A 22,296-nucleotide genomic window follows, 5' to 3' on the forward strand; every position below is an offset into this window, starting at 1 on the left:
CGAAGGATTGAGATGACGGCACGCATTATCGACGGAAAGGTCATTGCGGCGGAGCTTCGCGCCCGTGTCGCGGAAGAGGTCGCGCGGGTCAAAGGCGAGCATCACGTCACACCGGGCCTTGCGGTGGTTCTGGTCGGCAACGACCCCGCCAGCGAGGTCTATGTCCGCAGCAAGCAGACCCAGACGCAGGCCGCCGGCATGGCCTCGTTCGAGCACAAACTGCCCGCCGACGTCGTGCAGGCCGATCTCCTGGCGCTGATCGCAAAGCTCAACCGCGATCCCGCCGTACACGGCATTCTCGTGCAATTGCCGCTGCCGAAATCGCTTCACACCGAAACCATCATCAACGCGATCGATCCCGCCAAGGATGTCGACGGGTTGCATCCCAACAATGCCGGCCGGCTGGCCGGCGGCTTTGCCGCGCTGTCGCCGTGTACGCCGCTCGGTTGCATCATCCTGGCCAAGAGCGTTCATGCCTCGCTGGAAGGCATGAACGCGATCGTCATCGGCCGCTCCAACCTGGTTGGTCGCCCGCTGCTGCAGTTGCTGCTGAATGAAAATGCGACCGTGACGATCGCGCATTCGCGCTCAAAGGACCTGCCGCAACTCTGCGCCCGTGCCGATCTGGTCTATGCCGCGGTCGGCAAGCCCGAGATGGTGCGCGCCGACTGGATCAAGCCGGGCGCCACCGTGATCGACGTCGGCATCAACCGCCTGCCTTTAGCTGGCGGCAAGACGCGGCTGGTCGGCGATGTCGCGTTCAAGGAAGTAGCCGAAGTCGCCGGTGCGATTACGCCGGTGCCGGGCGGCGTCGGCCAGATGACGGTAGCGTGCCTGCTGGTGAATACGCTGCGTGCGGCCTGTGCGATTCACGGGTTGCCGAAGCCGGCGGTGTGACGCGGAACACGCTCTCACCCCCGTCATTGCGAGCCAAGCGAAGCAATCCATTTCAGCGCTTGCTGAGACATGGATTGCTTCGTGGCTCCGCGCCTCGCAATGACGGAGGAGGCTGCGCCGCGTCCGGGACACGAGAGCAATCACTTCTTCTTGGCGCGTTCGATGCCTTCCAGGATCAGGCGGTGGGCGTCCTCGGCGCCGCACCAGCGCAGCACCTTCACCCACTTGCCTTTTTCGAGATCCTTGTAGTGCTCGAAGAAGTGCTGGATCTGCTGCAGCGTGATGTCGGGCAGGTCGTTGTAGTTCCGGACCTTGTCGTAGCGCTGGGTGAGTTTTGAGGACGGCACGGCGATGATCTTCTCGTCGCCGCCGGCCTCGTCTTCCATCAGCAAGACGCCGACCGGCCGCACGCTCATCACGGCGCCCGGCACGATGGCGCGCGTATTGGCAATCAGCACGTCGCAGGGATCGCCGTCGCCGGACAACGTGTGCGGGATGAAGCCGTAATTGCCGGGATAGCGCATCGCCGTATAGAGGAAGCGATCGACCACCAGCGTGCCGGCTTCCTTGTCCATCTCATATTTGATCGGCTCGCCGCCAACAGGCACCTCGATGATGACGTTGACGTCGTGTGGCGGATTTACTCCGATCGGGATGGCGTCAATGCGCATAAGGGGCTCCGCTTGGCGTTTAAAGGGCGCGCCAGGAATCGGGCGCGCGTCAGTGTCCCTTTAGACTCGCAGCCGAGCAGGGAAAAGCCTGAAATAGCTTCAGTTGGTCCAGGCGAAAGCGACTTTATCGAGCGATTTGGCCCCGAACTTCTCCGAGGAGCGGGCCACCATGCGACCGCCGAGCGCGCGGTAGAATTCCGTCGCTGGATCGTTGTCGGACAGCGCCCAGATCACCATGCTCTTCAGCCCGCTCTGCATCAGATCGCGCCGGGCGGCGGTGAACAGGCGGCGGCCGAAGCCGAGGCCCTGGAATTCCGGCCGCAGGTAAAGCTCGTAGATCTCGCCTTCGAAATGCAGGCTGCGTGCGCGGTTGCGACCGTAATTGGCGTAGCCCGCGACCTTGTCGCCGAACACCAGCACGCTGACGCGGCTGCCCTTGCGGATTGCGCTGTCCCACCATTGCGGGCCGCGACGGTTGATAAGTTTTTCGAGCTCGGCGCCGGGAATGATGCCCTGATAGGCCGAGCGCCAGGCTTCATCATGGGTAGCCGCCACCGCGGCTGCATCCGCAGCCTTGGCCGGTCGAACCTCGATCAGGGTTGTGCTCATATCCTGATCAAAGCAACTCGGAGGGCCGGCTTCAAGGTCCATCGTTAATTATCGGTTAACCTGTGGATTTTCTGCATCAGTTTCGTGTTCTTCTGTACCGAAAGAGGACAAGGTGGCTGTCTCATCAGGTGTTTCGCCGAGGCAATGGGCGGCGAAATCGTTGTTAAAATCATCCAACCAACGGCTCGGCGAATTCTGTTCACGGAAAAATGCGCAGGATCTGATTCGCCGGCGGTATTCTGTTGGTGACTTCGCAATACGCCCTTCCCTCGGCTGTACCAGGCCAGTTCATGCGTCCCCTGAACGTGCTTCCTGCGCTGGTCCTCGTTGCCGCGCTCGGTGTGAAGGCTGCCGCCGCGCAGCCCAGCCTTGGCGCGCAAGGCCCGGAAGGCGAGCCTCACCGGCTGCAACAATGGATGGTACCCGCTCCCGATCCTGTCACCGCCGCGCACGCGGTGCTGTTCAGGCCGCCCGGCAAGGGGCCGTTTCCACTTGCCGTGATTGCGCACGCCTCGACCCAGAACGTGCTGCGGCGGGCACAGATGCCGCAACCCGAATACCGCGCGCTCGCCGGATGGCTCGTGGCGCGCGGTTTTGCCGTGCTGGTTCCTGAACGCCCGGGTCACGGCGCGACGGGCGGAAAATACCTGGAGGATCAGGGCGGCTGCGACGAGGCTGATTACGCCAAGTCTGGCCGCGCCACGGCGGATGCGATCGCCGCTGCCACCGGCTTCATACGCAAGCAGCCTTTCATCCGCGCCGAGGGCATGGTCGTGATCGGCCATTCAGCCGGTGCCTGGGGTGCACTGGCGCTGGCCGGCGAAGATCCGAAGAACGTTGCCGCCATCATCGCGTTCGCACCGGGGCGCGGCGGGCATGCCGATGATTCTTCCAACCGCGTCTGCGCGCCGCACACGCTGATGGCTGCCGCGGGCGAGTTCGGCAAGGCCGCACGCGTGAGGGTGACTTGGCTGGTGGCTGCCAATGACAGCTACTTTTCGCCCGCGTTCTCGCGTCAGCTTGCCGATGCGTTTCGCGCCGCCGGCGGCAAGGCCGATTTTCGCGTGCTGCCGGCACATGGCAGTGAAGGCCACTGGCTGGCGGAAAGCGGCGGCGGTGTAAGCCTTGCCGGACCTGAACTCGATCATGCCTTGAAGGCGCGGTCCCGTACCCCGGCAGCCAAGCGATGACGCTGTATTTCCTCGTCAAATATCTGCATGCACTCGGCGCGATCGTCATTCTCGGCACCGGCGCCGGCATCGCATTTTTCATGCTGATGGCCCATCGCAGCCGGGACGTGGCGTTCATCGCGCGCACGGCAGAGACCGTCGTGACCGCCGACATGCTGTTCACGCTCACGGCGGTGCTGCTGCAGCCGGTGAGCGGCGGCGCGCTGATCTGGCTGTCTTCCACGGCGTGGAGCGAACGCTGGCTGATGATCTCGCTCGGGCTCTATGCGGTGGCGGGGCTGTTCTGGGTGCCGGTCGTCTTCATGCAGATTGAAATGCGCGATCTTGCGCGCAAGGCGGCGGAGCAAAACCGAGAGTTGCCGCCGCGCTATGCTGCACTTTTCCACCGCTGGTTTCTGTTTGGGATTCCCGGGTTTGGCTCGGTGATGGCTATTGTCTGGCTGATGATCGCCAAACCGTTCTAGGCCGCATGAACGCCGACATCCGAAAAATCCTCGTGCTCGGCGCCTCCGGCCTGATCGGCCGCTTCGTGACCGACGATCTGCGCGGGAGAGGATTTCGCGTGGTCGGCGTCGCCCGAAGATTATCCGCTTCGCAGAAGAACGGCGCGCTCGATCTCGAACTGCCGCTCATGTCGATGGATGCGGCGGCGATGGCGCGCCTGCTGCGCGATCAAGGCATCGGTGTCGTCGTCAATTGCGTCGGCGTGCTGCAGGATGGCCCCGGCAGCGACACCGCCGCCGTGCATCGCGAATTCGTCGCGCGGCTGTTGCAGGCGATCCGCGAAAGCCGCCTCGCGATCCGGCTGGTGCATATCTCGATTCCTGGCGCCGCCGAGACCGACGCCACCGCCTTCAGCACCACCAAGCGCGAGGCCGAACGGCTGATCGCGGAATCCGGCGTCCCATACACGATCCTGCGGCCCGGCTTCGTGGTGGCATTGGCTGCCTATGGCGGCAGCGCCATGCTGCGCTCGGTCGCAGCGCTTCCGATCGATCTTTCGCCCGCCGAACGGCTGACGCCTTTCCAGCCGGTCGCCATGGAGGATATCGCGGCGACGATTGCCTGGCTTGCCGCGCGCGATCCAGGCGAGGCGAACGCGGTGACATGGGACCTGATGCAGGAGCAGCCGGTCACGCTCGGCGACGTCATCGATCAATTTCGCGAGGTGTTCGGCACCGGCAAATGGTGGCGCATTGTGATGCCGGCGTTCCTGCTCGATCTCGGCGCCAGGCTCGGCGACCTCACGAGCTTGCTCGGTTGGAAGCCGCCGATGCGAACCACGGCGATTGCGGAGCTGCGGCGCGGCGTCAGCGGCAGCCCTGCAGGCTGGATGGCCGCCACCGGCATCATACCGAAGACAATCGGGCAAATGGCGGGAAAACGCGTAGCGACCATCCAGGACAAATGGTTCGCCCGGCTGTTTCCGATCAAGGCCCTGATGATCGCAAGCCTCGTGCTGTTCTGGGTCGTCTCCGGCTTCATTGCGCTGGTGATTTCCTATGACGCCGCGGCCGGAATCCTGCGCAGCCACGGCTTTCCGCCGGCGCTCGTCGCGCCCATCACGGTGGGCACCAGCCTGATGGATATGACCATCGGCGTGCTGATCACGTTCCGCCGCACCTCGGCATTTGGCTTGGTGGCGGGTATCATTGCCTCGCTCGGCTATATGGTCGGCGCCGCAATCCTGACGCCGGACCTCTGGATCGAGCCGCTCGGCGCGCTGGTGAAGACGGGACCCGCGGTCGTGCTGATTCTGGTGGCGCTGCTGACATTGGATAATCGATGAGTCGATGGCCCGACGATGACGTGATCCTCTATGACGGCGTCTGCGTCTTCTGCTCGCGCTGGGTCCGCTTCGTGGCGAAACGCGACGTCGAGCGGAGGTTTCGTTTCACCGCGATCCAGTCGCCGTATGGCACACGGCTGGCGCAAGCATTTGGTATCGATCCCAACGATCCCGACACCAATGCGGTGGTGCATGGAGGCGTCGCATATCTCAAATCGGACGCCGCTTTGACAGTACTCGGCATGCTGCCGGGCTGGCGATGGACGCGCGGGCTGTTTGCCGTGCCGAAGCCGCTGCGCGACGCGGTGTACAGCGTCGTCGCCCGCAACCGCTACCGGATCTTCGGAAAGTATGAGGAGTGCTTTGTGCCGGTCTCGGAGATGCGGGCGAGGGTGATGGAGTAAGAAAGAAAGTCGCCTCAACCCTCACTGGCAACGACGGCGTAGACGTCAGCGCTTCTTCGACGCCGCCAATACCTCTTCCGCCGCGCGCTCACCCGAATCCCTCGCGCCATGCGCGGTCGAGAAGAACTCCGGCGAGGTTGCTTCGCCTGCAAAGAACAGCCGGCCATCGACGGGCGCGGCGAGGACCTCGCGATCTCCCGCATGTCCCGGCAGCGCGTGTGAATAGGAGCCGCGGGCGAAGGGGTCATGCGCCCAGCGTGACTCCGCGAGCGGCTTCAGCTTGCGGCGAAAATCGTTGCCGAGGATCGAGACGATTTCGTCGATGCTTGCTGCGGCCAGCGCGCCGGGGCCGGCGTCCTCCAGCGACTGCGCGAAACGGCCGCCGAAAAAGCCCTCGATGCAGGGTTGGCCGAATGGGCGGATGTGATAGGTGCCCATTTCGGTGCGCATGGTGGCGGCGCGCAGATTGCCCTCTACGGGCAGCGCCTCGGGCTCATCCACTGCCAGCGTCACCTTGTCGGCGAGGCCGAGCGGCAGGCCGCGCGCCGCATCGACCTTTTCGGGCAATGGCGGGTGAAAGCGGATCGCCTCATCGGCGATCAGGCTGGTGGGCACCGTGATGACCACCTTGTCGGCAGTCAGCGTGCCGCGCGACGTCTCGATGCGGACGCGCTCGGTGGAATGATCGATCAGCGTCACGGCGCAATTGAGCGCAAGCGGACACGTGGCGCCATAGGCCGCTATCAGCGCGCCATAGCCGCGGCGGACGCGCCAGTTGATGTCGGTATCCTCATAGGCGTCCATGTCGAGGATCGAGACCTGGTCGAGCTCGCAGCCGTTGACGTAAGTCGAGATCGCATCGATCATCGGGTTCCAGCGATTGCCAGGCTCCAGATAAAGGCTTGCGGCGCAGTCGCGGCCACTCTTCTCGGCTTCCGCCGCTGCTACTTCGGCGCGGTCGTAGAACGCATTGAGCGCGTGCATGAAGTCGTCGCGCTCGGCTTGCGGAAACGCCTTGCCGTGAGCGCGCTCGCGCCAGGGCGGCAGTGACCTGTTGATCTCGAAACCGAGCTGTTCGGCGATTTTGACAAAGGAGTTCTCATCCGCCGAATGCAGCCAGCCGCAGCCGACGTCGAAGGTGACGTCAGGCGAGGCCATGATGGTGTGCGCGCGGCCGCCGACGCGGTCACGCGTTTCCAGCACAATGACGGAGAGGCCGGAATTTTTCAGTGCGTTCGCCGCGCCGAGTCCGGCGGCGCCGGCGCCAATGATGGCGACATCGACTGAGGAGGGGAGGGACATAAGAACGCGAATGGTGAGTGGCGAATGGCGAATAGGGTATAGCAATCCGGCCCGCGCGGAAACGCCCCTATTCCCTACTCGCCATTCGCTATCCGCCCGCTTACGCTACCGCTTCCCTGGCCTTTTCCGCGCGCTTGCGGTCGTTGGCGTCGAGGAACTTCTTGCGTAGGCGGATCGACTTCGGCGTCACTTCGACCAGCTCGTCGTCCTCGATATAGGCCAGCGCCTTTTCCAGCGTCATCTTGATCGGCGGCGTCAGACGCACCGCCTCGTCTTTCGACGTCGTGCGGATGTTGGTGAGCTGCTTGCCCTTGAGCACGTTGATCTCGAGATCGTTGTCGCGGGTGTGCTCGCCGACGATCATGCCCTTGTAGACCTTCCAGCCGGGCTCGATCATCATCGGGCCGCGGTCTTCCAGCTTGAACATCGCGTAAGCTACCGCTTCGCCCTGGTCGTTGGAGATCAGCACGCCGTTGCGGCGGCCCTGGATGTCGCCCTTGTAGGGCGCGTAGCCGTGGAACAGGCGGTTCATGATCGCGGTGCCGCGGGTATCGGTGAGCAGTTCGCCCTGGTAGCCGATCAGGCCGCGGGTCGGCGCGTAGAACACCAGCCGCAGGCGGTTGCCGCCGGAGGGGCGCATCTCGATCATCTCGGCCTTGCGCTCGCTCATCTTCTGCACAACGACGCCGGAATGCTCCTCGTCGACGTCGATCACGACTTCCTCGATTGGCTCCTGCCACTGGCCGGTGGCTTCGTCCTTCTGCAGCACGACGCGCGGACGCGACACCGAAAGCTCAAAACCCTCGCGGCGCATGGTCTCGATCAGGATCGCGAGCTGCAATTCGCCGCGGCCCGATACTTCCATGGAATCCTTGTCGGCGGCCTCGACCACGCGCAGCGCGACGTTGCCTTCGGCCTCGCGCAGCAGGCGGTCGCGGATCATGCGAGAGGTCACCTTGTCGCCTTCGGTGCCGGCGAGCGGCGAGTTATTGACGATGAACGACATCGACACTGTCGGCGGATCGATCGGCTGCGCCACCAGCGGCGTCTCGACGGAAGGATCGCAGAAAGTGTCGGCGACGGTGCCTTTGGTCAGGCCCGCAATCGCGACGATGTCGCCGGCTTCGGCTTCATCCAGCGGGGTGCGCTCGATGCCGCGGAAGGCGAGGATCTTTGTGATGCGCCCTTGTTCGATCGTCTTGCCGTCAGCGCCCAGCACCTTCACCTGCTGGTTCGGCTTGATCGCGCCTGAGGTGATGCGGCCGGTGATGATGCGGCCGAGATAGGGATTGGCTTCCAGAATAGTGCCGATCATCCGGAACGGGCCCTGCTCGACGCTCGGCGGCGCGACGTGGCGCACGATCAGGTCGAACAACGGCTGCATGCCGGCATCCTGCGAGCCGTCCGGGCTGTCGGCCATCCAGCCCTGCTTGGCCGACCCATAAAGAATCGGGAAATCGAGCTGCTCCTCGCTGGCGTCGAGCGCCGCGAACAGGTCGAATACCTCGTTGATGACTTCGGTCGGACGCGCATCGGGACGGTCGACCTTGTTGATGACGACGATCGGCTTCAGCCCGACTTTGAGCGCCTTGGAGACCACGAACTTGGTCTGCGGCAGCGGACCTTCGGCTGCGTCCACCAGCACCAGCGCGCCGTCCACCATGTTCAGGATGCGCTCGACCTCGCCGCCGAAATCGGCGTGGCCGGGGGTGTCGACGATGTTGATCCGGGTGTCCTTCCACTGCACCGAGGCGGCCTTGGCCAGAATGGTGATGCCGCGCTCGCGCTCCAGATCGTTGGAGTCCATCGCGCGCTCGGTGACCTTCTGGTTCTCGCGATAGGTGCCGGATTGCTGCAGCAGACGGTCGACGAGGGTGGTCTTGCCGTGGTCGACGTGGGCGATGATGGCGACGTTACGAAGGTTCATGGCTCTTCTTCTGGTCGTGCATGTGGGGGCGCGATCTCACCGGAAAACCGGGACCCACTTTTCCGGATCGCGCTCAAACCTGGGATGCGAACGGGGCCATAGCTCAAACCTGCCCCAAAAAGGAAGCCCGGCCAAAAGGACCGGGCACACCTTACGCGTTGCGGCGCAATATATTCAGAAAACGCCAAAAAACAATGGTTTGTTTGGCATTTGGTTAGCCGATTTTGGCGGGCTCAATCGCCCTTTTCGGGATCGGGATAGACCCCGCGCAAAACCTCGTCAAAATGGCCCTTCACGGCTTCGTTGCAGCCGCAAGACCGGTTTCGCAGCAGATTCGGGTTGCGGATCAGGGGTCGATCCGCGCCGGGTCGTCGCCGGAACTATAGAGCAAGTCATTCGGAGCGGTGTCGGCAGCGACGACGTGCGGTTCGATCAACGCGAAATCGCCGTCATTCAGGACGCAGCAGATTATTGAACGGCCGCCGCCGGCGTGTCTTTCTGCCGCGAAATCATTGAAGGTCCCACCCCCGGAGCACAATAATCGATCCGATCTCATTTATGTGTTCACTAGTGGACAGACGGTAGAACTTACCTGTGGTGGTTTGAGTTCCGGAACCGGCGAATGCGCTTACGTTGGCTGGCCTTGCGCATTCCGGGCTTTGGCCCGGCCTCTGATCAAAGCTGAACCTTGAACTGGCGAGAGACATGGAACCCGCCTCCTACGACGGCATGCCCAACGATGTCTTGATCGTTGAAGACGATCCAATCATCGCGCTCGATTTCGAAGACACGATTCTGGGGTTTGGCGTGAAGACGGTGCGGAGCGCCGCAAACGTGGCGAAAGCGCTCGATATGATCGCCGACCGGCCGCCGGAATTCGCGCTGCTCGACGTCGGGCTCATCCGCGAGAAGAGTTTTGCCGTGGCCGAACGATTGGAGGCTCTGGACATTCCGTATGCCTTCGTCACCGGCTACGGCGCCGACGCCCGGCTCCCGGCCACATTCGCGACGAAGCCGCGGCTGCCCAAGCCCTATTCGACCGACGCGCTGCAGGCGCTGTTGAAGAACGGCGGCATCAAGGTCTGAGCGGTTGCGGCCGTCGCGACGGCTAGACCGGCTTGGGATCGAGTGTCGTCGACCACAGCGCAACATCGGCGCGGTCGCGCAAGGTCACTGTCATCTGTCCGCTGCCGCCGTCGATCCTGACATGGCCGAAAAACTGCATTCCGGCGGACGGCGGCAAATTCTGGTTGCCGGGCCCCGGCGCCTTGATGAACTTCACCTCGGGTCCGAACGTGTTGTCGAGGTCGTTCGGGCCGAAGGTGCCGGCGTGCAGGGGACCAGCGACAAACTCCCAGAACGGGTCGAATTCTTGAAACTGCGCCTTGTCGGGATTGTAATAATGCGCGGCCGCGTAGTGCACATCCGCCGTCAGCCACACCGTGTTGACCACGCCCGACGTCTTGATGAAACGCAGGAGATCGGCGATCTCCAGCTCGCGGCCGCGCGGCGGGCCGTCGCCTTGTGCAACCGCTTCCGAGCCTTTCTTGTTGCGCGCATCGTCATAGACGATGATGCTGAGCGGCATGTCGGATGCGATCACCTTCCAGGTGGCGCGCGAGTTCAACAGTTCCCGTTTCAGCCACGCGAGTTGCGCCGGTCCGAGGAAGAAGCTTTCCGGCCCGTAAGCGGTCTCCTGGTTCGAGCCATTCGGTCCGCGATAACTGCGCTCGTCCAGCATGAACACGTCGAGATGCGGGCCATAATGGAGCGTGCGGTAGAGCCGTCCCGGCTCCGTGATGTTCGCGCGGATCGGATACATCTCGTGGAAGGCGCGTGCTGAGCGGGCCGCGAGCAGGGCGACGTTGCGTTCCCTGTAGGCGGCGGGCAATTCCTTGGACGACGACCAGTTGTTGACGACCTCGTGGTCGTCCCACTGCACGAAGATCGGCACCTCGGCATTGAACGCGCGCAGATGCTCGTCCATGAAGTTGTACTTGTGCGCGGCGCGGAATTCGTCGAGCGTTTCGGCCACCTTTGCTTTCTCAGGCGTCGTCACGTTCTTCCAGACCTTGCCGTCGGGAAGCGTCACCTCGCTCTTGATCGGGCCGTCGGCATAGATGGTGTCGCCCGAGTGCAGCAGGAAATCCGGGCGATGCTTGCGCATGGTGGCGAAGGTGAGCATGCCGCCGTCATCCGGGTTGATGCCCCAGCCCTGTCCGGCAACGTCGCCGCCCCAAACGAAGCTGACGTCGCGGCGGTCGCCAGGTGCGGTGCGAAACCGCCCGACCACCGGCTCGCTTTCGATGCCGGTATGGGCGAGGTCGCGAAACCGGACGCGATAGAAGATCTCCTGCCCGGCAGGAAGGTTCTCCAGCAGCATTTTTGCGGTGAAGTCGCTTTCGGGCAGCGCTGCGATCGGCGGCAAAGCCCGTACGTTGGCAAAGGATTCATTGGTGGCGACGTCGACCAGCATTTGCGAGGGCCGGTCGGCGCGCGCCCATACCACGCCGCCGTCAGCGCCGACATCGCCGGATTGCACGCCGGAAGTGACCACGGGCCGGTCCGCGGCGCGGCTGAGATAAGGCGTTGCGATGACGCCGATGGCGCCTGCTCCGGCGGTGGCTAGGAAATGACGCCGCGAAATTCCAGGCAGGCGCCTGCGGGGAATCCTGAATGTCATGCTAGCCTCTTCCGGACCAGGTTTAGGCGCAATAGAGCGGTCAGACCTAGAGGGAATTGATGACGGCCCGATTACCGGGTTCGCAGATCAGGCGTTGCCGGCCGCGCGGAACTGCGCGCTGGCGCGTTGCAGATTTTGCGGCATGCTCAGCAACAGCGCCTTGCGGTCGGCGACCGCGTTGTGGAATTGCTCGATCGCGATGTTGAAAGCGGTCAACGTGCCTTCCTCGATCGTGCCGTGTTCGTAGCAAAGCAGCGTGTGGCGCAAGATGTCGTCCGCTTCCGCCTGCATCTGGTCGAGCTCGTCCATCGAATCGCACTGGCGGGCGGCGCTGAGCATGTCGAGAAGCCGGTCGCGCTGTGATACGTTGACGTTGCGCTCATCCTTCTTGAGGTAGCCCGCAAACCACGCGCCGGCGGAGCCCATCGCCGACATCGCCATCAACGTCCACCAGATGTAATCGCTGTAACGGTCGAGAAAGGTTTTTTCCTCGCCGTCGACAAAGGCGGCGGCGCCGGGATGCACGGGAATCGTGGCGTCCTTGTCGGTATCGGGCGTCTCGATCTTTGCGGCGAGCGGAAATTCGTTCTTCAGGTTTTGCCGGATGGCGAACAGTTGGCGGGTAAAGGCGGCGATGGTCGATTCCGAAATGCCTCTGCGCGCCACGATGTGATGCGCGAAACTGATAGTCTTGACCTCTGCCTCGGGCTTGTCCGGCGCGCCGCCGAAAGTCCCGGCGGGAATTTCGGAAGCCTCGTAGGCGGGGTGGTTCTGCGCAATCGCCTCCGCCGAATCGATCGCCAGGAATTTTGGCGTGCCGCCGTCGCGCGTCGAAGCCGCGATCGCATCCGAAGTGATTTTGCTGTTGACCGGGCCGGCCGCGAGATAGGCATCCGCTTTTTGGCTGCGAATGGCTTCCGCGGCCTCGTTGGCCGGAAACTGAACGATCTCGACCTTGCCTGGATCGACGCCATATTGCCGCAGGATCACCTTGAGCAAATTGACATTGGCCTGGGTGCGGCCGACCACGCCGATGCGACGGCCGGCGAGTTGCGTAATGTTCTTGATCTCGGGCGCGGCCTTCCTGCCCCTGGCAGCGTTGGCCTTGCCGGCCGACGGCACCCATAACACGGCGACGTTCTTGCGCAGCGTTGCCACGGCCTGCGCGTTCTTCGGCACATCGAGGTCGCCGCGGATGATGGCGAGATCAGCTTTGCCTTCGCCGAGCAGATTGGCGCTCGCGAGCGCGCCGTCGGTTTGCACCGGACGCAGCCGGACCTGGCTGTTTCGGGGATTATTGAAGGCCTGCGTCAGATTCTGAACCACCTTGAGATCGTCGCTGTTGGCAGGGCCAACCGCGATCCGCAGCGTTACCGGCCGCATCGCAAAGTAATAGCCGGCCGCCAGCGCGCCGACGACGGCCAGTACGCCGGCCAGCGTCACGAATGTCAGCCGTCGTTTCGCAGAGCGGGGCGAGGGGGCGGCCGGCGTTTCCGCAGAATGGGGGCCGTCGGTCATCAATCCCGGTAAGTTTGAGGGTGGAATTTTCACGCAGCCGGCACGCTCAGGCTCAACGTTCTAGCAAATTTTCCCGCGGAACCATTGTTACATCTCTGTCATGGTTACCGGCGTCCGGGCCGCCATTGGACCCCGCTGCTTGCCAATTTTAGGCGTGGGGATCCCCGAAGCGGTCTTGGGTGTTAAGGCTTGGCGTTAGGTGACAGGCTGATTCAAGCGCGGAGGCGATCATGGCGGAACGGCTATCGGCAGAAGCGCGAAAATCGGCGCTGGCGGAACTGACCGGCTGGTCGGAAACGGCCGGCCGTGATGCGATTGCCCGCACCTTCACTTTCAAGGACTTCAACGAGGCGTTCGGTTTCATGTCCCGCGCCGCCCTCGTGGCCGAAAAGAACGACCACCACCCGGAATGGAAGAACGTCTACAAGACGGTGGAAGTGGTGCTGGCGACCCATGACGCCGGCGGCGTCACCAGGCGCGACATCGATCTGGCCAAGGCCATGAACGCCATCGCCGGGCAATTGGGCGTCGCCTGAGATCGCCTCGCCGCGATCTTGCGGGGTGGGGCGGACATCCCCAATTCTTCGTTCGTACATATTGGCCGCGGCGATCTGCCGCGCCGGATGCGAGGGAGCGCCGCAATGGCATCGTCCGATCACACCGCGGGTTTTGAGCCGGCCGACCGGCTGGCGCAGGACCGCGAGAGTGTGCGCCGGCGCTTCTGGATCAAGCTCAAGCGGGTGGTAGCGCAGCTTCCCTTCGCCGAGGATCTGCTCGCGGCGTACTATTGTGCATTCGACAAAGAGACGCCGCGTCACGTACAGGCGGCGCTGCTCGGCGCCGTCGCCTATTTCATCCTGCCGCTCGATTTCATGCCGGACGTGATGCCGCTGCTCGGTTTCACCGACGATGCGGCTGTGCTCGCCACCGCTATCCGCATGGTCGCAAGTCACATCACGCAGGAGCATCGCGATGCCGCCCGCGCTGCGCTGAAGCGCGGCATCGACACTGATGAAGCGACGGAATAGCGGATGCCAAAAGCCCGCTCCGATTGAATCGGAATGGGCTTTTGATTTTCTGGTCTTGATGAACCGGCCGCCGTCCCGGACCAAATCCGACGCCGGCTTCCAAGACGCCTAGCGAGTCTGCGCCCTTGCGCCTCGCTCCGCTTCCCACGCCTGGAACTGCTTGAAGAGCGCTTCCTTGTCGGCATCCGTCTTGACGCTGGCCGCCGTCGTCGGGCTCTGTTTCAGGAATTCATCGAACCTGGCGCGCGACACGGCCTCGACGTTGTGGGTCTTGAGCCATTGCTCGGCGACCGGCAGACGCTGCCAATCAGGGAGCGGCGCCGACAGCGAGACCTCCTTCCACTTCGGATGGAACGGCGGATTCTGGAACGTCGGAAACTTCGTGAAGAAGGCGTCCACGAACTGGGCCAGCTTGCGGTAGCGCTCGGTGTTGGGCGCCCAGTTGTAGGCTGCGAGCACCGCAGGCACGGCAATGGTATCGACCTTCGCGCCTTCGGCGATCAGGTTGGGATAGTCCTTCGAGGTCAGGGTGGCCGGCAAATAGTCGCCCTGCAGCGGCCGCGAATAGTCGACCGGAACCAGGTGGAAACGATCGTCCTTGAACGCGGCGACGGATTTGTATGGTTTGCCGCCGACGGCAATCACGGCGTCGATCTCGCCAGCCCGCATTCTCTCCATCGCGATGCGCTGCTCAAGATAGAGGAAATTCGGTTTGATGCCGAGCCGTTCGAACACGATCGCGGCGGTTACGAAGGTGCCGCCATTGGGAAGGTCGACGCTGACCTTTTTGCCGTTGAGCTGGCTGATGTTGGTCACCGACTTCGATGCGAGGACGTACATCTCTTCATTGTAGAGCTTCGTCACATAGGTGAATTGCTTCTTGATGTCCTTCGCGAAGCCCTTCTTTTCGAGATAGTCGAGCGTGTCGGCGCGCACGATGCCGAGGTCCACACCCTGCAGGAACAGGATGTCGGCCACGCTCTGTACAGAACCGCGCCCGACGATCGGAAGTACGCGCAACTTGTTTCCGTCGTCGAGCACGGAAGCGAGGTCGGCACCGAACTGCACGTAGGTACCGCCGATCGTTCCGGAGATCAGCGTAACTGTGTTGGCGTTCAGCGCCTGCTTGGTGGAGACCGAACCGAACTGGAAAATGGCCTTCAGACTTTCGCTGACCTTGGCCGGATCGTATTCCTTCTCAGCGGCCTTGGCCGCCGTATTGCTGCATGCCACCGTGATGGCAAGCAATGCCATTCCCATTAAGTGCCGCATGGGTTTCCTTTGCGCTGGTCGTGAGTAATTTCTTGAGTAATTGCCTAGTTCTGCAACTGGCCGAGCCGCCGCTTCGCATCAGCCGAACCGAGCTGCGCGGCCTTCTGGTACCAGAGCCGCGCCGCTGCCGGATCGGGCGTGACGCTCCGCAAATCCCGGCTGCCCAGCACTTGCGGATCATACGTTCCGGCCAGCATCAATGCCGCCTCCACCTCTTGCGCGTCCGCCGCACGCTCAAGCAATAGTCGGGCGGAAGTAATGTCGCCGATCGCGAGCAGGCCTTTCGCTCGCTTCAGCAACGCCGCTAGTTCTTCCGGATCGATGCGACGTGCCGGAGCCGCCTCGCGCGCGGGCTCACGAACCGCCGGTGCGGCCGCAGCAACCGGGGCCGCCGGATTGATCGCAGCGACGACGTCGTTGGATGCTTCGCGCGCCACCGGCTCAGGCACCGCGACCTTGCCCTTGAGCGCGCTCTGATAGGCAGCGGCAATTTCGTCGCGCGTCGGCGACGCGGATGCAAGCGCGGTGGGCGGCGAGCGGCGAGCGGCTGCCATCTCCGCACCGGATGGCTCGGCGGCCAGCGGCGGCGCGGCAACGCGCTGCTGCGGCGGCGGGGGCTCCGGCACCGCCGCGGCGAGCTGGTCGGCTGGCGGCGCGATGCCGCCGCCACCGCCGCCGAGCGAGGCGTTGAAGATGACGGCCCGGGTCGAGTCGATCGAAAAGAGCGCGAGAACGGCCGCTATCGCCGACACGATCACGACGCCGGTTACAATGCGCCCGGCGCGCGCCTTCTTCAGGCCGCCGCTGCCAAACCTTCCGCTGCCGAACGTATATTCGGAAAGCTGCTGATGCGACTCCTCCTCGTAGTTGGCGAGGAAAAGCGGCACCGGCTCGTGTGGCGGGAGCTCTTCCTCCGGCAGCACATCGGTCCGCTCAAACGATGGCGCAAAAGATTGCGCATATTGGAGCTGCTGGTATTGCGGCTGCTCGTACTGCGGCTGCTCGTATTGAGGCTGTTCGTATCGGGGCTGTTCGTATCGAAGCTGCTCGTATCGAGGTTGATCGGCCTCGTACAACCGAGGATCGCTGATGGCTTCGTCGAATCTGTCGAACGGATCTCTCGCCTGGATCGGCTTGATGTTCTCCGCCATGATGATGCTCCCCACTACTGAACGCTACGACGGGCGTCCTCCTGCACCTACTTCTTGCTCTTATTGACGTACAGGCGCCCCTTCACTGATGGTTAAAATCGCACACGGAATGGGCTCAAAAAACGGCGGCGGCTGGTGGGAATGAGGAGATATTTTGGTATGATTGAGGCAAACAAGCGGCATCCTGCCGTTTGAAAACACGCATTGTTACCGGGAAACTATATCGGTGAGATGAAATTCATGCCGCAGACGCGAAAAGAGTGCGTCGCTGGTCCGCGCATTGCGCAGACCGCTCTCGCTTCTTCCGAGTGGGCGACTAAGTTCGACAGATGATCCCGCGCCTCAGGGATGCAGGATCACCTTGCCCATCGCTTTGCGGCCGGCAAGCACCTTCAGCGCTTCGGCGGTTTCTGCCAGCGGAAAGGTGCGGTCGACATGCGAGGAAATCTTGCCTTCCGCCGTCCATTTCACGAGCTTTTCCAGATTGGCGCGGTTCTTCTCGGGATTGACTCTGGTCCAGGCACCCCAGAACACGCCGCGGATATCGCAGCCCTTGAGCAGCGCGAGGTTGAGCGGCATCTTCGGAATGTCGCCCGCCGCGAAGCCGATCACCAGGAAGCGGCCTTCCCAGGCGATCGAGCGCAAGGCGGCTTCGGCGTAAGTGCCGCCGACCGGATCGAAGATGATGTCGACGCCCTTGCCCCCGGTGAGCCGACGCAAGCCCTCTTTCAAATCTTCCTTGCTGTAGTTCAGCGTCAGCTCGGCGCCATGCGCCTCGGCAAATTCCAGCTTCTCGTCCGACGACGCGCAGGCGATCACCTTCAGGCCCATCAGCTTGCCGAGCTCGCAGGCCGCAAGGCCGGTGCCGCCGGCAGCGCCCAGCACGGCAAGCGTCTCGCCTGGCTTCGGGCTGGCGCGATCTTCCAGGGCGTGCAGCGCCGTGCCGTAGATGATAATGATCCCGGCGGCGCGGTCAAAATCCAGATTGTCGGGGATCTTCACGATCGAGCTTGCCGGCAGCGCGATCTTTTCGCGCGCGCCGTTGTGGCCGCAGGATGCCACCACGCGGTCACCGACCTTCAGGTCGGTCACGCCGGCGCCGACGCTTTCGATCACGCCGGCAACTTCGGCGGCCGGCGAAAACGGGAACGGCGGCTTGATCTGGTACTTGCCCTGGATCATCAGGATGTCGAAGAAATTCAGCGCCGCGGCCTTGATCGCGATCACGGCCTGTCCCGGTTCGGCCACCGGATCGGGCACGTCGGCCAGCACGAGATCGTCCGGTTGGCAATATTGCGAGCAGAGAACGGCTTTCATGGACACACCTGATTTTCGGACCGACGATGAGCTGACTGCTTCATGCCGGATTTGAAGCCGGGCTACAATCCGATTCGGACGCATGAAGCGCGGGTGAAAGGATTCAAACGATGTTTGAAAACAGCCTGTTGGCCGGAAAACGGATATTGGTCACCGGTGGCGGCTCGGGCCTTGGAGCGGCGATGGGACGCCGCTTCGTCGAGCTTGGCGCAGAGCTCGTCATCTGCGGCCGACGGCTCGAAGTGCTGGAGGCGACTGCCGCGCAGATGCGTGGTGAACTCGGCGGCAAGGTCACTGCAGTCCGATGCGATATCCGCGACGGCGCGGCCGTCGATGTGATGATGGACCAGATCTGGCGGGAGGCGCCGGTCGATGTGCTGGTCAACAATGCTGCCGCGACCTTCATCGCGCAGACCGAACATCTTTCGTTCCGCGCGGCGGATGCGATCCTGGCGCCGACGCTGCACGGCACCATGTACTGCACCCTCTCCGCGGGCAGGCGCTGGATCGAAAGCAAGCACGAGGGCGTGGTGCTGAGCATTCTCTCGACCTCGACGATTACCGGCCGCGCTTTCACGGTGCCTTCGGCGATGGCGAAATCCGCCGTGCTCGCGATGACCAAAAGCCTTGCGGTGGAATGGGGACCGAAGGGTGTGCGCACGGTTGCGATCGCGCCGGGCGCGTTTCCGACACCCGGCGCCTCGGGTCAGCTCCGTCCCGAGGGCCGCGATGAAAGCTGGGCGCAACGCAATCCCCTTGGCCGCGCCGGCGAGCATGGCGAACTTGCGAATCTCGCGAGCTTTCTGATTTCCGACCAGGCCGGTTACATCAATGGCGAGATGGTGGTGCTGGATGGCGGCGCGCATTTGCGCAGTTCCGGCGCCGAGGATCTGCTGCAATGGACCGATGCGCAGTGGCAGAAGCAGCGCGAGCGCCGTTCCGGGGACTGAAGTCGAGACCCGCGCCCTGAATTCGAAGGTATCAGGGACGAAGCGTCGCCACGGCGGTGAGTAACACCGTAACTGCCTTCCCAAAAAAGCATTTCCCGGCTATCCATCCCCGGCGGCGCAACGCGCCCGCGGGCCATCTTCCAGTCACAATAATGAGGGAACCAGTTGTCCGTGTTGCGAATACTGGCATTTCTGGTTGCGATTGCGGCGTTGTGCGGGACGACAGCCCTCGCGCAAACGCCGAGCCCTGCTTCGAAGGGCGCCAAGGACTCAGGCAAGGCGGCACCAGCACCTGCACCAGCGGCAAAGAAGCCGGAACCGGCAGCGGCTGCTGCCGCGGGCGGCGCGGAACCTACCTTGATCGGTCAGTACGGGACCTGGGGTGCCTACACGGCGGCGCCGAATGGCAAGAAGGTTTGCTTCGCGCTGGCGAAGCCGTCGTCGTCGAAGACCAATCCGCCGAACCGTCCGCGCGATCCCGCCTACGCTTTCGTCTCGACGCGTCCGGCTGAAAAAGTCGTCAACGAAGTTTCGATCATGATCGGCTACGCGCTGAAGCCGGGCTCGGAATCCTCGCTTGAGGTCGGCGGCGCGTCCTATGCGATGTATACCCAGGGCGATGGGCTCTGGATCAAGAACGCCGCGGAGGAGGAGCAAATGGTCGCGGCCATGCGCAAGTCTGCCGAGGTCACCATCAAGGGCGTCTCTGCCAAGGGCACCGAGACCACGGACGTCTTCTCGCTCAAGGGGCTGTCCCAGGCGCTCGACCGGCTGGCGCAGGATTGCAAGCGCTAGACGGCATTTAAGCCTAGAATCACGTTGTTTATGGGCCGAGGAAGGCCTATTTGAGTGACTTCGTAGGATGGGCAAAGGCGCGCAGCGCCGTGCCTACTATTGATATTTGTGGTGGGCACGGCGGAGTTCATCATCGGGCGCGCATTCGCGCGACCCGGTGGCTTTGCCCACCCCGTATCCCCTTCAACCTCGTGTGAGTTAATGACGCTTTCATCTTCCGTGGCGCCGCTGGAGAAGGTTCCGCTCGAAACCTATGTGCCGCCGGCAAAACCCTCGCTGATCGGCCTGTCGCGCGCCGAGATCGCCGACCGGCTCGGCGAGATCGGCGTTGCGCCTGCGCAGCGCAAGATGCGCACGCAACAGCTCTGGCACTGGATGTACTTTCGCGGCGCCAAATCCTTTGCGGAGATGACCAGCGTCTCCAAGGACATGCGCGCGCAGCTCGAGCAGCATTTTACCGTCGATCGTCCGGAAGTGGTGGCCGAGCAGGTTTCCAACGACGGCACCCGCAAATGGCTGTTGCGCCTGCCGAGCGGCGACGCGTTCCAGAAGGCGCATGAAGTCGAGTGCGTCTACATTCCCGAAACCGATCGCGGCACGCTCTGCGTTTCCTCGCAGGTCGGCTGCACGCTGAATTGCTCGTTCTGCCATACCGGCACGCAACGGCTGGTGCGCAACCTCACCGCGGGCGAAATCGTCGGCCAGATCATGGTGGCGCGCGACCGCCTCAACGACTGGGCCGATCGCGAGACGCCGACCGGCAGTCGCCTCGTCACCAATATCGTCATGATGGGCATGGGCGAGCCACTCTATAATTTCGACGCGGTGCGCGATGCGCTGCTGATCACCGCCGACAATGAAGGCATCGGCATTTCCCGCCGGCGCATCACGCTGTCGACCTCGGGTGTGGTGCCCAACATCATCCGCACCGGTGAGGAGATCGGCGTCATGCTCGCGATCTCGCTGCACGCGGTTCGCGACGAATTGCGCAACGAGCTGGTGCCGCTGAACCGAAAATACCCGATTGCCGAATTGCTGCAGGCCTGCCGCGATTACCCAGGCTCGTCGAATGCGCGGCGCATCACCTTCGAATATGTGATGCTCAAGGGCGTCAACGATTCCCTCGATGACGCCAAGCTGCTGGTCAAGCTGCTCAAGGGCATTCCGGCCAAGATCAACCTGATCCCGTTCAACCCGTGGCCGGGTTCGCGCTACGAGTGCTCGGACTGGGAGCAGATCGAAAAATTCTCCGAATACATCTTCAATGCCGGCTATTCCTCGCCGGTCCGCACGCCGCGCGGCCGCGACATCCTCGCCGCCTGCGGCCAGTTGAAGTCGGAGACCGAAAAACTGTCAGCGCGCGAGCGCCAGGCGCTGCGCGCCATGGCGATGACGGATTGAGCGATCCTCGCAATGACGGTGCATGAACCATGGCACTAGTCGGCCGCCTCTTCGTCATCCTGTTCGCCTTCCTCGCCGCCTGCTTCGTGGCGGGAATGATCGTGGTCGGCGCGGTGCTGTATCCGGAATTCAGCGATCTCGGCGGCGGACCGATCGACCAGGGCGCGCTGAATGTCGTGCTCGGTTTCGGCTTCATCTTCCTGTCCGGCTTTGCGCTGCTGCCGGCGCTGGTGGTCGTGCTCATCACCGAAGCGTTCCACATCCGCAGCGTGCTGGCTTACGCGGTCGGCGGCGCGATCGTCGGCGCGGCCTGCTATCTCGGCCTTGTTCCCTTCGACCCTGAGACGCTGAAATTTGATGGTATCGTGCGCCGTCATCTCGAAATCATGACCGGTGCAGGCATCGTCGCCGGCCTCGTCTACTGGATGATTGCGGGCCGCACCGCCGGGGCCTGGCGCGAACCGCCGCCCCCGATAAAGCCTCCGCCGCCCTTGCCGTCGCAGTCACGGCCATTCTCTTGATGCCGGCGTCGCTTCTTCTTCCATCTCGCCTTGTGGTGAGAGGGAAGGCACGTGAGCCTTTCCAACATTGCCGACCTCGGCTAAACCCCGCGCCATGAACCGTACCGGACTTGTTATCGCGTTGGGCTTGTCGCTCGTTATCGGACTGCTGTTTGGAATCTTTCCCGAACTCGATCTGAAGCTGGCGGCATTGTTCTACGATCCCGCAAGCGCCTCGTTTCCATCCAAACAGAACGGGCTTTACGCTTTCGCGCGCGATGCCGCGATGTGGATCGCGTGGGCGCTGGCGCTGCCCGCCCTGATCGCCATCGTCGCGAAGCTGCTGCGGCCGGATCGGCCGATGCTGGTTCCGGGACGCGCGGCGGTGTTTCTGTTGGTCACCATCCTGCTCTCCGCGGTCGTGCTGACCAATCTGACCTTCAAAAGCCATTGGGGACGGCCAAGGCCGGTGGTGGTGACGGAGTTCAAGGGCCCTTGGGAATTCGTGCCGTGGTGGGACCCGCGCGGGGCTTGCGGGCGCAATTGCTCGTTCTTCTCGGGCGAGGGCGCGACCGCATTCTGGACCTACGCGCCGGCGGCGTTGACGCCGCCGGCGTGGCGGCCGTTGGCCTATGCGGCGGCGACCCTGTTCGGTATCGCGACCAGCGTGCTACGGATGGCGTTCGGCGGGCATTTCTTCACCGATGTCGCAGCCGCCGGCCTCGTCAGCTTTTTCGTGATCTGGCTGGCCTATGCCTGGATTTACCGCTGGCCGTCGACGAGGCTCACCGATGCGCAAATCGAAGCCGCGCTGGCGCGCTGGGGCTGGCCCGGCTATCGCCTGTGGCAGCGCTGGCGCGGGCGCGAGGCGGGGTAGTCCGTCCCCAGCCGC

At 63.3% G+C, this 22,296-nt stretch carries 23 protein-coding genes; 14 read left to right on the forward strand and 9 right to left on the reverse strand.

The genetic code is table 11. The features are described from left to right. Positions 1–12: 12 nt before the first annotated feature. Positions 13–897, forward strand: a complete 885-nt coding sequence (gene folD, locus ACFXS9_RS34790; protein WP_392697146.1) for a bifunctional methylenetetrahydrofolate dehydrogenase/methenyltetrahydrofolate cyclohydrolase FolD — start codon at positions 13–15, stop codon at positions 895–897. 140 nt (positions 898–1,037) lie between these two features. On the opposite strand, the gene ppa is transcribed toward folD, so the two are convergent. Together ppa and ACFXS9_RS34800 are read right to left on the reverse strand one after the other, a co-directional pair. Next, positions 1,038–1,568: an inorganic diphosphatase gene (gene ppa, locus ACFXS9_RS34795; protein WP_028348406.1), complete on the reverse strand. Its 531-nt coding sequence runs from the start codon at positions 1,566–1,568 to the stop codon at positions 1,038–1,040. 99 nt (positions 1,569–1,667) lie between these two features. Beyond that, positions 1,668–2,177, reverse strand: coding sequence for a GNAT family N-acetyltransferase (locus ACFXS9_RS34800; protein WP_392697150.1), 510 nt, complete (start codon positions 2,175–2,177; stop codon positions 1,668–1,670). 290 nt (positions 2,178–2,467) lie between these two features. Here ACFXS9_RS34800 and ACFXS9_RS34805 point away from each other — a divergent pair, with 290 nt between their 5' ends. From ACFXS9_RS34805 to ACFXS9_RS34820, 4 genes are read left to right on the forward strand one after another with little or no spacing between them, the layout of a single operon-like run. Beyond that, positions 2,468–3,367, forward strand: a complete 900-nt coding sequence (locus ACFXS9_RS34805) for an alpha/beta hydrolase family protein (RefSeq protein WP_392697153.1) — start codon at positions 2,468–2,470, stop codon at positions 3,365–3,367. Continuing rightward, positions 3,364–3,831, forward strand: a complete 468-nt coding sequence (locus tag ACFXS9_RS34810; RefSeq protein WP_392697156.1) for a DUF2269 family protein — start codon at positions 3,364–3,366, stop codon at positions 3,829–3,831. The genes ACFXS9_RS34805 and ACFXS9_RS34810 overlap by 4 nt, the downstream gene beginning before the upstream one ends. A gap of 5 nt (positions 3,832–3,836) precedes the next feature. Continuing rightward, positions 3,837–5,156, forward strand: a complete 1,320-nt coding sequence (locus ACFXS9_RS34815) for an SDR family oxidoreductase (protein WP_392697159.1) — start codon at positions 3,837–3,839, stop codon at positions 5,154–5,156. Continuing rightward, positions 5,153–5,560, forward strand: a complete 408-nt coding sequence (locus ACFXS9_RS34820; protein ID WP_392697162.1) for a thiol-disulfide oxidoreductase DCC family protein — start codon at positions 5,153–5,155, stop codon at positions 5,558–5,560. The genes ACFXS9_RS34815 and ACFXS9_RS34820 overlap by 4 nt, the downstream gene beginning before the upstream one ends. Positions 5,561–5,605: 45 nt before the next feature. Here ACFXS9_RS34820 and ACFXS9_RS34825 read toward each other — a convergent pair whose 3' ends face one another. Both ACFXS9_RS34825 and typA read right to left on the reverse strand, forming a co-directional pair. Further along, positions 5,606–6,862: a flavin monoamine oxidase family protein gene (locus ACFXS9_RS34825; RefSeq protein ID WP_392697164.1), complete on the reverse strand. Its 1,257-nt coding sequence runs from the start codon at positions 6,860–6,862 to the stop codon at positions 5,606–5,608. A gap of 100 nt (positions 6,863–6,962) precedes the next feature. Continuing rightward, positions 6,963–8,789, reverse strand: coding sequence for a translational GTPase TypA (gene typA / locus ACFXS9_RS34830; protein WP_392697167.1), 1,827 nt, complete (start codon positions 8,787–8,789; stop codon positions 6,963–6,965). Here typA and ACFXS9_RS34835 point away from each other — a divergent pair. Both ACFXS9_RS34835 and ACFXS9_RS34840 read left to right on the forward strand, forming a co-directional pair. Next, positions 8,788–9,264: a hypothetical protein gene (locus tag ACFXS9_RS34835; protein ID WP_392697170.1), complete on the forward strand. Its 477-nt coding sequence runs from the start codon at positions 8,788–8,790 to the stop codon at positions 9,262–9,264. The two genes, typA and ACFXS9_RS34835, sit on opposite strands and share 2 nt — an antisense overlap. 230 nt (positions 9,265–9,494) lie before the next feature. After that, on the forward strand, positions 9,495–9,875 hold the full coding sequence (locus ACFXS9_RS34840; RefSeq protein WP_392697173.1) for a response regulator: 381 nt from the start codon (positions 9,495–9,497) through the stop codon (positions 9,873–9,875). A 22-nt stretch (positions 9,876–9,897) separates the two neighbouring features. On the opposite strand, the gene ACFXS9_RS34845 is transcribed toward ACFXS9_RS34840, so the two are convergent. Beyond that, positions 9,898–11,472 carry an alkaline phosphatase D family protein gene (locus ACFXS9_RS34845; RefSeq protein ID WP_392697176.1) on the reverse strand — a complete coding sequence of 525 codons (1,575 nt, stop codon included), beginning with the start codon at positions 11,470–11,472 and terminating at the stop codon, positions 9,898–9,900. 87 nt (positions 11,473–11,559) lie between these two features. Next, positions 11,560–12,990 carry a TAXI family TRAP transporter solute-binding subunit gene (locus tag ACFXS9_RS34850; protein ID WP_392697179.1) on the reverse strand — a complete coding sequence of 477 codons (1,431 nt, stop codon included), beginning with the start codon at positions 12,988–12,990 and terminating at the stop codon, positions 11,560–11,562. A gap of 227 nt (positions 12,991–13,217) precedes the next feature. Here ACFXS9_RS34850 and ACFXS9_RS34855 point away from each other — a divergent pair, with 227 nt between their 5' ends. Continuing rightward, the gene (locus ACFXS9_RS34855) at positions 13,218–13,526 is read left to right on the forward strand and encodes a 4a-hydroxytetrahydrobiopterin dehydratase (protein ID WP_392700172.1); all 309 of its coding nucleotides are present in this window, start codon (positions 13,218–13,220) and stop codon (positions 13,524–13,526) included. Positions 13,527–13,631: 105 nt separating this feature from the next. After that, complete coding sequence (locus ACFXS9_RS34860) at positions 13,632–14,018, forward strand: YkvA family protein (protein WP_392697182.1); 387 nt, start codon at positions 13,632–13,634, stop codon at positions 14,016–14,018. 108 nt (positions 14,019–14,126) lie between these two features. Here ACFXS9_RS34860 and ACFXS9_RS34865 read toward each other — a convergent pair whose 3' ends face one another. From ACFXS9_RS34865 to ACFXS9_RS34875, 3 genes are all read right to left on the reverse strand, one after another. Then, complete coding sequence (locus ACFXS9_RS34865; protein WP_213289823.1) at positions 14,127–15,290, reverse strand: TAXI family TRAP transporter solute-binding subunit; 1,164 nt, start codon at positions 15,288–15,290, stop codon at positions 14,127–14,129. A 44-nt stretch (positions 15,291–15,334) separates the two neighbouring features. After that, positions 15,335–16,441 carry a hypothetical protein gene (locus ACFXS9_RS34870; protein WP_392697185.1) on the reverse strand — a complete coding sequence of 369 codons (1,107 nt, stop codon included), beginning with the start codon at positions 16,439–16,441 and terminating at the stop codon, positions 15,335–15,337. A 342-nt stretch (positions 16,442–16,783) separates the two neighbouring features. Further along, entirely contained in the window at positions 16,784–17,758 is a 975-nt protein-coding gene (locus ACFXS9_RS34875) for an NADPH:quinone oxidoreductase family protein (RefSeq protein ID WP_392697188.1), read from the reverse strand. 110 nt (positions 17,759–17,868) lie between these two features. Here ACFXS9_RS34875 and ACFXS9_RS34880 point away from each other — a divergent pair, with 110 nt between their 5' ends. The 5 genes from ACFXS9_RS34880 (at position 17,869) to ACFXS9_RS34900 (ending at position 22,281) form a co-directional block, all read left to right on the forward strand. After that, entirely contained in the window at positions 17,869–18,708 is an 840-nt protein-coding gene (locus tag ACFXS9_RS34880; protein WP_392697190.1) for an SDR family oxidoreductase, read from the forward strand. A 165-nt stretch (positions 18,709–18,873) separates the two neighbouring features. Beyond that, positions 18,874–19,503, forward strand: coding sequence for an invasion associated locus B family protein (locus ACFXS9_RS34885; RefSeq protein ID WP_392697193.1), 630 nt, complete (start codon positions 18,874–18,876; stop codon positions 19,501–19,503). Between the two features lie 201 nt (positions 19,504–19,704). Next, on the forward strand, positions 19,705–20,904 hold the full coding sequence (gene rlmN / locus ACFXS9_RS34890; protein WP_392697196.1) for a 23S rRNA (adenine(2503)-C(2))-methyltransferase RlmN: 1,200 nt from the start codon (positions 19,705–19,707) through the stop codon (positions 20,902–20,904). Positions 20,905–20,933: 29 nt separating this feature from the next. After that, complete coding sequence (locus ACFXS9_RS34895; protein ID WP_392697199.1) at positions 20,934–21,425, forward strand: hypothetical protein; 492 nt, start codon at positions 20,934–20,936, stop codon at positions 21,423–21,425. A 94-nt stretch (positions 21,426–21,519) separates the two neighbouring features. Next, positions 21,520–22,281 (forward strand): phosphatase PAP2 family protein, encoded by a 762-nt coding sequence (locus ACFXS9_RS34900; RefSeq protein WP_392697202.1) that lies wholly within the window; start codon positions 21,520–21,522, stop codon positions 22,279–22,281. Positions 22,282–22,296 lie beyond the last annotated feature (15 nt).

Source organism: Bradyrhizobium sp. RDI18, assembly GCF_043203335.1.
Taxonomy (GTDB): domain Bacteria; phylum Pseudomonadota; class Alphaproteobacteria; order Rhizobiales; family Xanthobacteraceae; genus Bradyrhizobium; species Bradyrhizobium retamae.

Coding starts and splice junctions, on each gene's coding strand:
- folD (WP_392697146.1), top strand. CDS start 13: ATGACGGCACGCATTATCGACGGAAAGGTCATTGCGGCGGAGCTTCGC.
- ppa (WP_028348406.1), bottom strand. CDS start 1,568: ATGCGCATTGACGCCATCCCGATCGGAGTAAATCCGCCACACGACGTC.
- ACFXS9_RS34800 (WP_392697150.1), bottom strand. CDS start 2,177: ATGAGCACAACCCTGATCGAGGTTCGACCGGCCAAGGCTGCGGATGCA.
- ACFXS9_RS34805 (WP_392697153.1), top strand. CDS start 2,468: ATGCGTCCCCTGAACGTGCTTCCTGCGCTGGTCCTCGTTGCCGCGCTC.
- ACFXS9_RS34810 (WP_392697156.1), top strand. CDS start 3,364: ATGACGCTGTATTTCCTCGTCAAATATCTGCATGCACTCGGCGCGATC.
- ACFXS9_RS34815 (WP_392697159.1), top strand. CDS start 3,837: ATGAACGCCGACATCCGAAAAATCCTCGTGCTCGGCGCCTCCGGCCTG.
- ACFXS9_RS34820 (WP_392697162.1), top strand. CDS start 5,153: ATGAGTCGATGGCCCGACGATGACGTGATCCTCTATGACGGCGTCTGC.
- ACFXS9_RS34825 (WP_392697164.1), bottom strand. CDS start 6,862: ATGTCCCTCCCCTCCTCAGTCGATGTCGCCATCATTGGCGCCGGCGCC.
- ACFXS9_RS34835 (WP_392697170.1), top strand. CDS start 8,788: ATGGCTCTTCTTCTGGTCGTGCATGTGGGGGCGCGATCTCACCGGAAA.
- typA (WP_392697167.1), bottom strand. CDS start 8,789: ATGAACCTTCGTAACGTCGCCATCATCGCCCACGTCGACCACGGCAAG.
- ACFXS9_RS34840 (WP_392697173.1), top strand. CDS start 9,495: ATGGAACCCGCCTCCTACGACGGCATGCCCAACGATGTCTTGATCGTT.
- ACFXS9_RS34845 (WP_392697176.1), bottom strand. CDS start 11,472: ATGACATTCAGGATTCCCCGCAGGCGCCTGCCTGGAATTTCGCGGCGT.
- ACFXS9_RS34850 (WP_392697179.1), bottom strand. CDS start 12,990: ATGACCGACGGCCCCCATTCTGCGGAAACGCCGGCCGCCCCCTCGCCC.
- ACFXS9_RS34860 (WP_392697182.1), top strand. CDS start 13,632: ATGGCATCGTCCGATCACACCGCGGGTTTTGAGCCGGCCGACCGGCTG.
- ACFXS9_RS34865 (WP_213289823.1), bottom strand. CDS start 15,290: ATGCGGCACTTAATGGGAATGGCATTGCTTGCCATCACGGTGGCATGC.
- ACFXS9_RS34870 (WP_392697185.1), bottom strand. CDS start 16,441: ATGGCGGAGAACATCAAGCCGATCCAGGCGAGAGATCCGTTCGACAGA.
- ACFXS9_RS34875 (WP_392697188.1), bottom strand. CDS start 17,758: ATGAAAGCCGTTCTCTGCTCGCAATATTGCCAACCGGACGATCTCGTG.
- ACFXS9_RS34880 (WP_392697190.1), top strand. CDS start 17,869: ATGTTTGAAAACAGCCTGTTGGCCGGAAAACGGATATTGGTCACCGGT.
- rlmN (WP_392697196.1), top strand. CDS start 19,705: ATGACGCTTTCATCTTCCGTGGCGCCGCTGGAGAAGGTTCCGCTCGAA.
- ACFXS9_RS34895 (WP_392697199.1), top strand. CDS start 20,934: ATGGCACTAGTCGGCCGCCTCTTCGTCATCCTGTTCGCCTTCCTCGCC.
- ACFXS9_RS34900 (WP_392697202.1), top strand. CDS start 21,520: ATGAACCGTACCGGACTTGTTATCGCGTTGGGCTTGTCGCTCGTTATC.